Source organism: Vibrio sp. 1288 (genome assembly GCF_033344475.1).
Window position 1 is genome coordinate 11,488 of the sequence record NZ_JAWPOX010000040.1, and the last position, 13,527, is coordinate 25,014.

Here is a 13,527-nt window from a genome sequence, read left to right on the forward strand (position 1 = left end):
ACTTTTTCATTTTATGAGATCGAATCGAGATCTCTTTTTGGCGGATGCATTCGTTGCATCTCTTGCCAGTCCGGTGCAATCCAAACTGGTACGTTGTTCGACGTTTCTAGGGCGTTATCCAAAATCATATCCGCGGCGCGTTCTGCCACCATAATCGTTGGCGCATTTAAATTACCGTTCGGAATGGTTGGGAAAATAGAAGAGTCCACCACACGCAAGCCTTGAATACCGCGTACTTGGCATCGCTCATTTAAGACGGCTAATGGGTCATTATCTGCGCCCATTTTGCAGGTACAAGATGGATGGTAAGCACTCTCGACGTTTTGCTTCACCCATTCATCAATCTGTTCATCCGTTGTGATGTTCAGACCGGGTTGGATCTCATCCCCACGAAACTCATCCATGGCTGGCTGATTGAGGATCTCGCGAGTAAGGCGAATACAATCACGCCAATCCTGCTTATCTTGTTCAGTGGAAATGTAGTTAAACTCAATCTTCGGCTTATCATTCGGATTCGCAGAGACAACTTCGACCGACCCGCGACTTTCTGGCTTGTTAGGTCCAACGTGCACTTGGAAACCATGACCATCAAAAGCAGCTTGCCCGTCATAGCGCATTGCCGCTGGCAAGAAGTGATATTGAATATTTGGCCACTTTAGTCCTTCACGAGAGCGGATAAACGCACACGATTCAAAGTGGTTAGTAGCCCCTAGGCCTTTGCGAGTTAATATCCACTCAGTGCCAATCAAGCCCTTGCTCACCAAGCCTAATTTGCTGTTGAGCGTGATAGGTTGTTTACAGTGATATTGGAAGTACACTTCTAAGTGATCTTGCAGGTTTTTACCTACTCCCTCCAACGAGTGTTTCACCTCAATGCCCGCTTTTTCTAATACTGCCTTAGGGCCAATGCCTGAAAGCTGCAACAGCTGAACGGAGCCAACCGAACCCGCACTCGAAATCACTTCATTATTCGCAAAACATTGCTGAATTGAACCTGACTTTTCAAATTCAACGCCTACCGCTTTCTTGCCTTCTGAATCAGTTTCTTCTAATAAAACTCGATGAACCGTCACCCTCTTCATTAGGGTGAAGTTTTTGCGTTTTTTAGCACGGCTTAAGTATGCATTAGAGGTTGAAGCGCGTACGCCTTTGTCGACGGTCATATGCATTGGGCCAAAGCCCTCTTGTTGATAACCGTTGTAATCTTTTGTTTCTGGGTAGCCCGCTTCTTTGCCTGCATCAATAAAAGCTTGGTACAGCGGGTTGAGCTTCATATCGTTGCCGTTACATGTGCCGACTGGACCGTGATCGCCCCGATATTCATCAGCACCACCAATCCAAGACTCTGCTTTACGGAAATAAGGCAAACACGACTGATAGTTCCAGCCTTTCGCGCCTTCCTCTTCCCACTGGTCAAAGTCACAAGCGTGTCCGCGAACGTAAACCATGCCGTTGATAGATGAGCTACCGCCCAGAACTTTTCCGCGAGGACAATGAAGTTGGCGACCATCCAACCCTTGCTCTTCAACCGTCTCAAACTGCCACGCGTATTTTTCAGTGTTCATCGGGTAAGAAAGCGCTGTTGGCATTTGGATAAAAATACTTTTATCCGACCCACCCGCTTCGAGTAATAGGACCGAATTTTGACCACTTTCACTTAAGCGATCCGCTAACACACAGCCGGCCGAACCCGCACCGACGATGATGTAATCGTAGTGTTGTTGCATTTTTATTCTCCTAGGAGTTAATACTCATCACCGTAGATAAGTGAGCGAAATTAGCGTAGGAAAAATGCTTGAGAACAAGGCGGAAATTTTGATAAGTAGTTAACCTACAATCAAAATTGACAACGTAGTTATCGAGCATTTTAACAAGCTAAAGTGGTCAGTTATCTACTATGAGTAGTATCATTTGTAAGGGCTTTCGAAGTCGCTTAGCTGAACCAGAACACTCTTCGTTTGTGTGTAATGTTTAAGGGTTTCGACTCCGTTTTCACGGCCAACACCTGATTGCTTGTAGCCGCCAACTGGCATTTCCGCAGGTGAGTCACCCCATGTGTTCACCCAACAAATACCCGCTTGAATTTGATGGATCACACGGTGCGCACGAGGTAGGTTTTGAGTAAAGACACCTGCCGCTAAGCCATAATCGGTGCCATTTGCGCGCGCAATCACTTCCGACTCATCGCGGAATTTCAGAACTGACATTACCGGGCCAAAGATTTCTTGTTGAACGTGGCTCATGTCATCATCGCAATCAACAAATACGGTTGGAGCAACAAAGTTACCATTAGCTAGGCCATTGTCTGTTACTTTGTAGCCGCCAGTCAGTAACGTCGCGCCACTCGCTTTCGCGGCTTCAATCGCTCCTAAAACTTTCGATTCATGATCTTTAGAGATTAGCGCGCCAATCTGCGTGTTCTCATCAAGCGGATCGCCGACGACTAACAGCTCGGTTCGGGCTTTAAGTTGTGTGATAAAGTCGTCATAAATACCTTCATGGACAAATACGCGTGTACCGTGCGTACAAACTTCACCTTGGGTGTAGAAGTTCGCCACCATGGCCGCAGAAACGGCATCGTTTAACTTCGCATCATCAAAAATAATCAGTGGAGACTTACCACCAAGCTCCATCGTTACTTGTTTTAGTGTCTTAGCGCTGTCACTCATTACGACTTTACCGGTGCCTGACTCACCCGTGAATGACACTTTTGCGATATCAGGATGCGCCGTTAGCATCTGTCCTACTCGGTAATCCCCTTGCACGACATTAAATACGCCATCTGGCATGCCCGCTTCTGAATAAATTTCGGCGAGCTTAAGCGCCGTTAATGGTGTTTCTTCTGATGGCTTGAAGATCATTGCGTTGCCCGCAGCCAGTGCTGGCGCCGATTTCCACATCGCAATTTGAATTGGATAATTCCAAGCGCCAATACCCGCGCAAATGCCCAATGGCTCACGACGTGTATAGAAAAACTGATCGTCGCTGAGTGGCTGCTGTTCACCTTGTAGACTTGGAGCAAGGCCAGCGTAGTACTCAAGAACATCGGCACCTGTTGTGACATCAACCGCGATAGCTTCTTGAATGGGCTTACCAGTATCTGCCACTTCCAATGCAGCCAGCTCGTCATTACGCTCACGTAAAATGGCAACGGCTTTGTGTAAAATACGGCTGCGCTCAATCGCAGTCATCGCCGACCATGCAGCAAAACCTTTTTTTGCCGATTCAATCGCTGCTTGAAGATCGTCTTGGTTCGCTTGTTTAATGTTGGCCAATGGCTCACCATTCGCCGGATTGTAAGTGGTGAAGTGTTCATCTGAACACCCGTCGTACATCGCACCATTGATATAGTGTGCTTTCATTTCCATTTTGAAGACCTGTAACTTTTATATTTTTTCAGAATAAAACGTAAGTTGTTTTTCGAGATAATCGTTGATGATGATTCTCGCTCTTTCTGCATCAATGCCTTGCGGGTTGAGCGTTCCGCGCAGCCAAATTCCATCAATAAGTGATGCAATACCATGAGCAACCAATTCAGCCTGCTCTGCATTTAATAATGCTTTGAGTTCTTTTCTTAGGTGGGACAATAGACGTCGTTCGTTGACACGCTGTAAACGCTTGAGCTGCTCGTCATGCATTGAGTACGACCAAAACGCCAGCCAAGTCTTAGCAACTTGGTTTTCTGCCTGATAGCCGACAAAGTTACCGTCAATGATTGCATTAATTCTTTGGTGATGAGCATCACTTGGCAGCTCACGTAACTTCTGTGTGATAGTGGACGAAAGCTGACGCAAGATTTCTCGCATCGTTTCCTCCAGCAATCCGTGCTTACCACCGAAATAGTGGTTGATAATCCCCGTTGATACACCGGCTTCTTTGCTGATTAACGAAATACTCGCCGCGTGTAAACCGACTCTATCAATCACTGACATTGTCGCTTTCACAAGCTGCGGTTTTCTGATTTCAGGCATCCCCACCTTTGGCATTTTGCGTCCCTGTTATTTTTAATTGAACGGTTAGTTAAATATAAAATGCCTGAAAATTAATTCGAACTCAAATTATTTTTAAAGAAAAATGTTAGTAAAAAAGGATGAAAAGTTGAGGGTGTACGAAAAATTGCTCGGCAAGAACTTGTCGGGATAACTAGATTTCAGTTTAAGAATAAACAAATAAGGTAAATAAAATCAAATAATTAACTATTAATCTATTTTTAAAGCGATTATGGACGAGTTGATTTTTGAACAACAAAAATCTGTGCCACAAAAAATTTATATCGACCACTAATCATTTCACCTGTACACGGTTTATTTGTACAAAGATTAGACACACTAGTTTGTTATAGTTTTGTAGACACAAGTGGCATTCGCACTTTGAAGGTGAAGAAGGCAAAGAGAGAGGTTATATTGAACGCCATGAATATGCGATTCGATATCCTTAAGCCATTTTTAAGTAATATCGCCAAGTGACTTTAAGATGTTAGATTCAGCGTTTTATATTCGAAGCAAGGATCTCAAAGTCACTTGGCTATCAAAGTAAATGGGAGGGATAAGTTCAGATTCATCGTGCGATGAGCCTGAACTCTTGATTTCTGTTACGCTAGCGAGCGACCTTTCACGCAGTTGCGTCCGTTCGCTTTCGCTTGATAAAGCAATTTATCGGCCTGATCGCAAAGTGATTTAAAACTCATCTCATTATCTTCAGTGGTAACGACTCCAAAACTACAGGTCACTCTCACTTCTTCTTTCTGTTCCGTAACAAAGCCATGTAGGGATAAAGCGCTACGTAAACGTTCTGCAGTAATAAGGGCGTTTTTATGGTCTGTATTGGGCATAACAACAACAAACTCTTCCCCACCAAAGCGAGCAACAATGTCGTTCTCACGTACAGTTTCCTCCAACACTTTGGCAACGCCCGTTAGTACGGTATCTCCAAACACATGCCCATAGGTATCATTTACCTGCTTGAAATAATCCACATCGATTAACGCTAAAGTTACTGGCCCCGATTGTGGTTTATTTGGCACCATTTTCTGTTTATCGAGTTTGCTATCTACCCATTTATTTAAAGCTAGATAACCGTACTTAACTTGCTCGACTTGCTCAAAAACAAAGTGTTGTATCTTTTCTTGCTTAGATTGAGGTACCGGTTTCTCTTTTCGCTCACGCCTCACTTCTACTGGCTTAGTGAACCAGTCCTCTAAAAAACGGCGATTGAACAACCCTGTCAATTTGTCTGTCTTTGCGAGGCGACGCATTCTCAAACGCGAGCGATTGACGACGAGAAATACTACCGCCATCAAAAATAGAACACCGATGAGCGCAAGTAGCGCTTCACCCAATAAGTAAAAAGTACGACGGTTATTTTCTAGCTCCATACGCTGCAACACATTGTTCCAGTTGAGATCTTCGTTCTCATATTCAAGTCGTTCCAACTCAAATAACGTCTGCTGGCGCTCAAGATTTTCAACTTCTCTTTGATTGCTAAATTGGATAAATTTATCGTGATAGTTACCGTAAGTTTCGAATGCTAGTTTAAAGTCATTGCTTCCCGCATAGGCCATAGCGGCGACTTTTAGTAGCTCCATTTGCTGTTGCTTGACGTATCGACTCTCTATAATCTCCGGCAGCATTGGCGCGATCATCGCTAAAAGTATTTCAAATTGCTGCTGCTCTAACATATATTCGGCTTGTAACAACTTAAATGTTGCCAAATACGCGCTAGACGTTTCTCTGTACTGTAAATTCTCCGCCAGCTTCAAGTGATTAACCATCTTCTTTTCTTGTTTCGTCTCGCGATATAAAGCTGCAAGTTCAAGGTTAACTCGAAATCTAAAGCGTCCATCACCGATAATTTGAGCCAGCTTTAACGCTCGCTGATATGACGCTATCGCCTCTTCGTATTGGAACTGTGCTTTATGAAGTTTCGCTATCGTCAAAACGCTCAACAACTCATTGAACGACATACGCCTATCCCTAAAATAGCGATATGCTTGTTCCAAAAGCGCCTCAGATCGGTCGTAACCCTGAATTTTGACAAGTACGTCACCTAGCTCTAGTGCTGCACGTTCGACCAGCCCGTGAACACCTGAAGATTCAGCCGCATCCATGGACGACATAAGTGCAGCATAGGATTTTTTAAACTCACCTTGCTCATCGTAATAGCGTCCTTTTAGCAACAGGATTTCTGATTCAAGTTGCTTATCACCATTCTCACGCGATGTTTCCAACAAGCTATCCAACGCAGAAAGCGCGGTATCGATATCGCTCTTTCCAACCATAGTTCGCATCTGAATCAACTTAAACAGGAGATACTCATGGCTCTGTGGACGTACAAGCTCCAATCCTTTTTGAACGACACTCTGACTCTCTTCTACGCGCCCTAGCAGCTCTAAAACCGTGGCCTTGGCAAGCCAGTAACGCACCAACAGCGCTGTTGGTTGGTTTTGTAGTAAAGACTCTTCTTCTAACGCTTCAATCAAAGCTAAAGAACTCTGAGGTAATGCGTAAATTTGATTTTCGATGCCTTCTAACGACTGTAAAAACTTACCTTCCTGTTCCACCTTTTCTGTGGAGGCCTGAACAGAAAAACACAGACACCCCAATAATAGCGGCATCGTCCTAAGCGAATGAAATAGTGACATTATTGCTCTTCCCTAATGGGTAGTTACTTCAGTGTAATTGAGAATTCTGATTATTTATTATTAAGACAACTGAAGGTTATTCAGTCAGCCTCATATTCCCATGTATTTTGCGCTGAATAATAAATCACCATCTTTAGATGCCGAAATAGTTTTCGGTTACAATATGACCAATAAGAATGTTTTTTACACACCAAGAATAACGATCTCGTTAGTGAGACAAAAGATCGTCTTAGTTGTGAGTTAATACATTTACATGACAAGCAATATAGAACTAGCCATTCACATTAGAAATAGAATAAATTTCTATACCGTTCGATGAGATAACAGTCGACCATGCATCCAATACATTTTTCAGATAGAAGCAATAAAAGAAAGGAGAAAGTGGAAGGAAGCGGACAATCAAACTCGCTCCCCTTTTTTATGTTGCAGAGGGGGTTACATTCGCATTCCGCCATCGACTTCGAACACTCTTCCGGTCACGAATTCGTTGGTTAACACGTATTTTATGGTCGATGAAATTTCATCCGCCAAACCTAAACGTCCAACCGGAATCATTCCGATTAAACGTTCCATCGCTTCAGGTTTTATTTGGTCTGTCATGGCAGTTTTGATGACACCCGGAGCAATCGCCACTGAGCGAATTCCGAAACGCCCTAACTCTTTCGCCCACACCGTTGCCATGGTGGCTACCGCCGCTTTAGATGCTGAATAGTTGGTTTGACCAATATTCCCGGCACGCGCAACGCTGGATATGTTGATCAGAACCCCTTTGCTATCGGTGTTCAGCATTACCTTGCTCGCTTCACGGCCACACAGGAAAGTGCCTGTTACATTCACATCTAGAACAGACTGAAATTGTTCCAGCGACATCGTGTTAACCTGACCATCTTTGACTTTAATGAACATACCATCACGCATAATACCTGCGTTATTGATAACGCCATTGAGCTGCTTGAAATCTGCCTCAATTTGCTCAAAAGCAGTGCACACCTGCTGTTCGTCAGTCACGTTCGTCACATAAAAACGAGCGGTAACGCCGAGAGATTCACATTCCGCTTTCGTTTCAGCCAGTTGATCTGAATTGAGGTCGATAAGCGCAAGATGAACGCCATTTTCCGCCAGTGACAGTGCCATTTGTTTACCCAGCCCCTGCCCTGCCCCCGTGATCGCAATGACCTTATTTGCTAACTCCATAAGCGCTCCTTAGGCCTGATTTTGCTTTTGGTAGAACTCAAACAAGCTTGAAAAATCTTTTTGCCCGTTGCCCTGACTGTTGTGAAAATTAAACAGATTACGAGCCAAGCTGCCCATTGGCGTTGATGTTTGACTGGCAACCGCCGCTTCCATCGCAAGACCCAGATCTTTAGCCATTAACTGGCTCATAAAGCCGCCTTGATAACCATTGCTTGCAGGCGTACTTTCCATCACACCTGGACAAGGGTTATAAAGCTCTAGCGCCCAGTTACGCCCTGAACTTTGCAACATGATGTCGGAAAGCACTTTGGGATCGAGTCCGTTTTCCATCCCTAAATTGAGTGCTTCACAGGTGCCGCTCATCAAAATGCCCAACATCATGTTATTGCAGATCTTCGCGACCTGACCAGCTCCAGCATCACCCGCATGGAAGATGTTTTTACCCATGTGGCTAAGCACCGCTTTGGCTTGAACAAAGTTCTCTTGTGAGCCGCCAGCAATGAAAGTTAACGTACCTGCTGCTGCGCCCGCAACGCCGCCAGATACTGGTGCATCAACAAAACTGATACCAAGTTGCGATGCTTTTTCGCCAACCAAGCGAGCAGTCGCCGGATCGATGGTGGAAGAATCAATCAGCAAGGTACCTGATTCGACGCTATCTAAGATGCCATCTTGACCAAGATAAACGCTTTGAACGTGTTGGCTCGCTGGCAGCATAGTGACAACCACGTCAACACCTTGTACTGCCTGCTGAACGGAATCGGCACTTGAAGCGCCCAATGCGGTCAACTCCTCAACTGCGTTTGGGTTCAAATCAAATACTTCGACGTTCAAGCCCGCTTTGAGTAGATTCTTAGCCATAGGCGCACCCATGTTACCAAGGCCAATAAATGCAATTTTGTCCATATCGTATTTCTTCCTTGTACTAAAGTGCCGCTATAGCGACCGACGATGCGGTCAGTGGGTATTCTGCTGAGTCAATTGGCGAGAAGAAGCGCTCCAAAACTTGTGGCGTTACGTCAGAAACCGTGCGATGTTGCCAAGTCGGTTGATTGGTTTTATCAATAATCAGCGCACGAACCCCTTCTCTAAAATCACCTTCTAAGCCACAACGTAGTGTTAGGTTAAATTCCATATCAAAACACGCTTTCAAAGAGAGGTTTTGATACTGCGTTAACTGCTGATAAGTGATACTGAGCGACAGCGGACTGCCATAGTTCAGTGACTTCTGCGCATTGACGAACCACTTGTTATCAACGTTAGCACGGCTGATTGCATCAACAATTGACGCTAAGTCACCCGAACATAACTGCTCAATCAATTCCGCATAGGGCATCAACATCCCTTCGGTTGGCTCGTCCACGTGTACCGAACGCAGCGTAGTGGCGATTTTTTCGTTGATGTTCGCTTCACCTTTCCAACTTACCGATGCAAGCAGATCCAGCAGCACTTGCTTGTTTTCTGGCTGTGCAATCCATTGGCTTAACCCCAACGCTTTCATATCTGTTGCGTTAATTTGGCAAGCCGTCAAACTTAAGAACAGTGCCAAATGTTTTGGCAACTGGTTCAGGAAGTACGTCGCGCCTACATCTGGGTAAAGGCCAATTTTAATCTCTGGCATTGCAAAGCGTGTGGTGGTTTCTGCTACGCGATGGCTGGCACCCATAAACAGGCCAACTCCCCCGCCCATCAAATAACCATGTCCCCACGCGATGATCGGTTTTGGATAAGTATGAATAAGATGGTCACAACGATATTCGAGGTCAAAGAAGGTTTCCATCGCTGAAAACGCAGAATCAAAATCTTGCTCTTTGTTTTCAAGTGCGCGATAGATCGCTTGAATATCTCCGCCAGCACAAAACGCTTTTTCACCTTGAGCATGCAAGAATACCGCGACGACGCTGTCGTCCGTTTGCCATTCATTAAGCTGTTTGTACAACTTCTCAATCATCACGTAACTCAACGCGTTGAGAGCAGCTGGATTATCAAGCTCCAGCACACCAATAACAGAGCCATCAGCGCACTTAAGCTTTGAAACATTTACTGTACCTGTCATTTGGCCTCCGCTAGCTGTTTGTCCATTGTGGCTTGCGCTTTTGCAAAAACGCATTCACACCCTCAGTCTGATCTTGTGTATTGAACAGCTGTAAAAACAGTTCACGCTCTAAAACCAATCCAGCCGCGTGAGTTTGGCTGCGTCGACCTTGAATGAGCGTTTTGCACGCAGAAATGGATTTCGGTGATTGGCCCGCAACACGCTGTGCTAGCTCCATAGCCGCTTCGAGTGCTTGACCTTTCGCCACCACCTCTTCGACTAAACCAATTTTTTCCGCTCGCTCGGCCGTCACACGCTCGCCACACAGGATCATACGCTTCGCCCAACCTTCACCTACCAACGCGGTCAGGTTTTGCGTCCCTCCCGCACACGGCAACAAACCTACCGATGCTTCAGGAAGTGCCATTTGTACTTGTTCTTCTGCGATACGAATGTCACACGCCATCGCCACTTCCAGACCGCCGCCCATCGCATAGCCATTAATCGCTGCGATAGAAACCCCATCGAATGCAGAAAGCGCTTCAAACGCTTCACCAAATGCGAACGCCATGTCCGCTGCTTGTGATTTATCACCCGATGCAAAGTTATTAAGATCTGCTCCAGCAGAGAAGAACTTCTCGCCTTCGCCTGTTAAAACCAACGCATAAATAGAGCAATCATTGCTAAGTTCAATCGCCAACTCTTTTAGCTGATTCAAAGACTCAAGCGTCCAAGTGTTCGCTGGCGGATTACTAATCGTGAGCTTGGCAATATGCGCTTCGCGCTCTAATTTGATTTGTGCCGTCATAATCTTTCAGTCCTTTTTAATTTCTTTAGGTAAGGCTGTGTCTCGCTGACTAAAGCAGCTCAACGCCTTCCGTTAGTAATCGTCTTGCGACGATCAGACGCATGATTTCGTTGGTACCTTCAAGGATTTGGTGAACACGAACGTCTCGGAAATGGCGCTCGACTGGATATTCTTTGATGTAGCCATAGCCACCGTGAATTTGCAGCGCCTGATCGCAGACTTTAAAGCCCACATCAGTAGCAAAGCGTTTTGCCATGGCACAGTACGCACTTTTTTCTACGTGCTGGGCATCGAGTTTAGCGGCAGCGAGTCGCACCATTTGACGCGCAGCGACCAGCTCAGTCGCCATATCAGCAAGCTTGAACTGCAACGCTTGAAATTGCGCCAGTGAACGGCCGAACTGTTTGCGTTCGGTCATGTATTGTTTGGCTTCGTTCAGAGCTTGTTGCGCAGTACCGACGGAACAAGTGGCGATATTGATTCGGCCGCCATCCAGACCAAGCATGGCGAACTTAAAGCCTTCTCCCTCTTCACCCAACAGATAGTCAGCCGGAATACGAACATTTTCGAAGGTAATCATGCGAGTTGGCTGGCAGTTCCAACCCATTTTGGCTTCTTTTTTACCGTAGCTAATGCCTTCGCAATCAGCAGGAACAACGAATGCAGAAACGCCACTCGCTCCTTCACCACAGGAACGCGCCATCACGACGAGAACATCTGTATCACCCGCACCCGAGATAAACACTTTTGCTCCATTGAGGACAAACTCATCGCCATCACGCACTGCGCTAGTCGTTAGAGAAGCGGCGTCAGAGCCGGCATTAGGTTCGGTTAAACAGTAGGAAGCGAGCTTTTCACCCGAAATTAGATCCGCGCTAAATTGCTGCGCCACTTCGGCTTTGGCAAAGCTGGTTATCATCCACGTCGCCATGTTGTGAATGGTCATAAACGCAGTAGTCGCGGTACAACCCATAGCCAACTGCTCGAAAATGATCGCCGCATCCAAACGAGATAACCCCAAGCCACCATGCTCTGGCGGCGTATAGATGCTCAGAAAACCAAGTTCACCTGCTTGACGCAGTACGTCTTTAGGGAAATGATGGTTTTCATCCCACTCGGCCGCATGAGGCGCTAACATTTGGTCTGCAAACTGCTTTGCTACTTCGGCAAACGCGAGTTGATCTTCGTTTAATTCAAAATCCATCTTGAAGTCCTAAGGTCTAATTCGTTGCATTTGTATCCGAGCCAAGCCCACTTAAACGGTGGCGCTTGGCTAGAGGTGTCGCTAATCCAGTAATTAGCTAAGTTGAATGGTCATGTTTGGACCGCTTGGAATGTCATCTTCAAACCAACGCGCGGTGACAGTTTTCGTCTCGGTGTAGAAGCGAACCGCTTGTTTACCGTAAGCATGCAGGTCGCCGTAGAAGCTGCCTTTCCACCCAGTAAATGAGAAAAATGGCAATGGCACTGGAATCGGCACGTTGATGCCTACGTTACCTACTTCGATATTGTGTTGATACTTTCTCGCGGCAGCGCCGTTCGCCGTGAAAATAGACGTACCATTACCAAAGCGGTTTGCATTGATCAGTTCAATCGCTTCATCTAGGTCATCCACTTCCATAGTTAACAGCACAGGCCCGAAAATTTCTTCCTGATAAATCGACATGTCTGTGGTCACGTTGGTAAACAGTGTTGGCCCCAGCCAGTTACCGTTCGGGAAGCCAGGTACTTGGCAGTCTGTCCCGTCCAGAACACAATTCGCGCCTGACGCTTTGCCTTCATTAATCAGATTCACCACTCGCTGCTTCGCTTGAGGGCTAATCAGTGGACCATAACCGGCGGTTTCATCATCCCACGCGCCAGGCTGAACCTGAGCTAACGCCTCTTTAAGCTCTGGAATCCATTCTTTGGTTTCGCCGACAAATACGGCAACCGAAATAGCCATACAGCGTTGGCCTGCAGCACCAACTGACGCGCCAACTAGGTTATTGATGACTTGCTGTTTGTTTGCATCCGGCATGATGACCATGTGGTTCTTAGCACCTGCAAATGACTGCACGCGTTTCAGGTTGTCTGTACCTGTTTTGTAGATGTACTCACCAACGGGCACAGAGCCAACAAAAGAGATCGCACGAACAACTGGATCAGTCAGAATGCGGTCGACTTGCTCTTTGGTCCCGTGAACAACTTGCAATACGCCTTTTGGTGCGCCAGCTTGTTCAAACAGCTCCGCCAGTTTCATTGCCGTTAGTGGCACTTGCTCTGACGGCTTCAAAATAAAGGTGTTGCCACAAGCGATCGCCATCGGGAACATCCACAATGGGATCATCGCAGGGAAGTTAAACGGTGTGATGCCAGCACAAACACCGAGCGGTTGAATGTAAGAGTAACCATCAATATTGGTTGCGACATTCTCAACCGTTTCGCCCATCATTGAGCTACAAATGTTCGCCGCTTGTTCTACGACTTCAATCCCACGCCAAATGTCACCCTTTGCATCCGCGAGGGTTTTGCCTGTCTCACTTGAAAGCAGTATCGCCAACTCATCGTGTTGCTCTTTTAGCAAATGTTGGTAACGCAGCATCAATCTAGCACGCTCCGGCGCTGCAACTTCTTTCCAGCGTTTGAACGTTTCTGTTGCGCTGGCAATCGCCGCATTCATTTCCGATTCCGTGGCACAAGGTACTTGTGCAATCACTTCGTTGGTTGCCGGGTTGGTTACATCTAGCCATTGTTTTGAATCGGAGATGGCAAATTCACCACCGATATACTGCTTTACTTGTTCTGTCATGATGACATCCTTGTATTTTTCAGCTTGTTACTGACTACTGTTATGTAAGTGAAACTTTG

General features: G+C 46.1%; 10 protein-coding genes. All 10 read right to left on the reverse strand.

The features are described 5' to 3' along the window. Window positions 1–11: 11 nt before the first annotated feature. Entirely contained in the window at window positions 12–1,727 is a 1,716-nt protein-coding gene (gene betA, locus R8O11_RS21410; RefSeq protein WP_053349194.1) for a choline dehydrogenase, read from the reverse strand. A 180-nt stretch (window positions 1,728–1,907) separates the two neighbouring features. After that, window positions 1,908–3,368 carry a betaine-aldehyde dehydrogenase gene (gene betB, locus R8O11_RS21415; RefSeq protein ID WP_318194412.1) on the reverse strand — a complete coding sequence of 487 codons (1,461 nt, stop codon included), beginning with the start codon at window positions 3,366–3,368 and terminating at the stop codon, window positions 1,908–1,910. An 18-nt stretch (window positions 3,369–3,386) separates the two neighbouring features. After that, window positions 3,387–3,986 carry a transcriptional regulator BetI gene (gene betI / locus R8O11_RS21420; RefSeq protein ID WP_017820329.1) on the reverse strand — a complete coding sequence of 200 codons (600 nt, stop codon included), beginning with the start codon at window positions 3,984–3,986 and terminating at the stop codon, window positions 3,387–3,389. Between the two features lie 605 nt (window positions 3,987–4,591). After that, window positions 4,592–6,613, reverse strand: a complete 2,022-nt coding sequence (locus tag R8O11_RS21425; protein WP_412035066.1) for a diguanylate cyclase — start codon at window positions 6,611–6,613, stop codon at window positions 4,592–4,594. Window positions 6,614–7,075: 462 nt separating this feature from the next. Further along, complete coding sequence (locus R8O11_RS21430; RefSeq protein WP_005373217.1) at window positions 7,076–7,834, reverse strand: SDR family oxidoreductase; 759 nt, start codon at window positions 7,832–7,834, stop codon at window positions 7,076–7,078. 9 nt (window positions 7,835–7,843) lie between these two features. Beyond that, on the reverse strand, window positions 7,844–8,740 hold the full coding sequence (mmsB, locus tag R8O11_RS21435) for a 3-hydroxyisobutyrate dehydrogenase (protein WP_149150627.1): 897 nt from the start codon (window positions 8,738–8,740) through the stop codon (window positions 7,844–7,846). A 19-nt stretch (window positions 8,741–8,759) separates the two neighbouring features. Next, entirely contained in the window at window positions 8,760–9,890 is a 1,131-nt protein-coding gene (locus tag R8O11_RS21440; protein WP_182015892.1) for an enoyl-CoA hydratase/isomerase family protein, read from the reverse strand. Window positions 9,891–9,900: 10 nt separating this feature from the next. Beyond that, complete coding sequence (locus tag R8O11_RS21445; protein WP_182015890.1) at window positions 9,901–10,677, reverse strand: enoyl-CoA hydratase; 777 nt, start codon at window positions 10,675–10,677, stop codon at window positions 9,901–9,903. Between the two features lie 49 nt (window positions 10,678–10,726). Beyond that, on the reverse strand, window positions 10,727–11,881 hold the full coding sequence (locus R8O11_RS21450) for an acyl-CoA dehydrogenase family protein (RefSeq protein ID WP_136977192.1): 1,155 nt from the start codon (window positions 11,879–11,881) through the stop codon (window positions 10,727–10,729). A 93-nt stretch (window positions 11,882–11,974) separates the two neighbouring features. Next, window positions 11,975–13,468 carry a CoA-acylating methylmalonate-semialdehyde dehydrogenase gene (locus R8O11_RS21455; RefSeq protein ID WP_318194414.1) on the reverse strand — a complete coding sequence of 498 codons (1,494 nt, stop codon included), beginning with the start codon at window positions 13,466–13,468 and terminating at the stop codon, window positions 11,975–11,977. Window positions 13,469–13,527 lie beyond the last annotated feature (59 nt).

Bases quoted from the DNA above. Each gene is read 5' to 3' on its own strand.
- betA (WP_053349194.1), bottom strand. From the start codon at position 1,727: ATGCAACAACACTACGATTACATCATCGTCGGTGCGGGTTCGGCCGGC.
- betB (WP_318194412.1), bottom strand. From the start codon at position 3,368: ATGGAAATGAAAGCACACTATATCAATGGTGCGATGTACGACGGGTGT.
- betI (WP_017820329.1), bottom strand. From the start codon at position 3,986: ATGCCAAAGGTGGGGATGCCTGAAATCAGAAAACCGCAGCTTGTGAAA.
- R8O11_RS21425 (WP_412035066.1), bottom strand. From the start codon at position 6,613: ATGCCGCTATTATTGGGGTGTCTGTGTTTTTCTGTTCAGGCCTCCACA.
- R8O11_RS21430 (WP_005373217.1), bottom strand. From the start codon at position 7,834: ATGGAGTTAGCAAATAAGGTCATTGCGATCACGGGGGCAGGGCAGGGG.
- mmsB (WP_149150627.1), bottom strand. From the start codon at position 8,740: ATGGACAAAATTGCATTTATTGGCCTTGGTAACATGGGTGCGCCTATG.
- R8O11_RS21440 (WP_182015892.1), bottom strand. From the start codon at position 9,890: ATGACAGGTACAGTAAATGTTTCAAAGCTTAAGTGCGCTGATGGCTCT.
- R8O11_RS21445 (WP_182015890.1), bottom strand. From the start codon at position 10,677: ATGACGGCACAAATCAAATTAGAGCGCGAAGCGCATATTGCCAAGCTC.
- R8O11_RS21450 (WP_136977192.1), bottom strand. From the start codon at position 11,881: ATGGATTTTGAATTAAACGAAGATCAACTCGCGTTTGCCGAAGTAGCA.
- R8O11_RS21455 (WP_318194414.1), bottom strand. From the start codon at position 13,468: ATGACAGAACAAGTAAAGCAGTATATCGGTGGTGAATTTGCCATCTCC.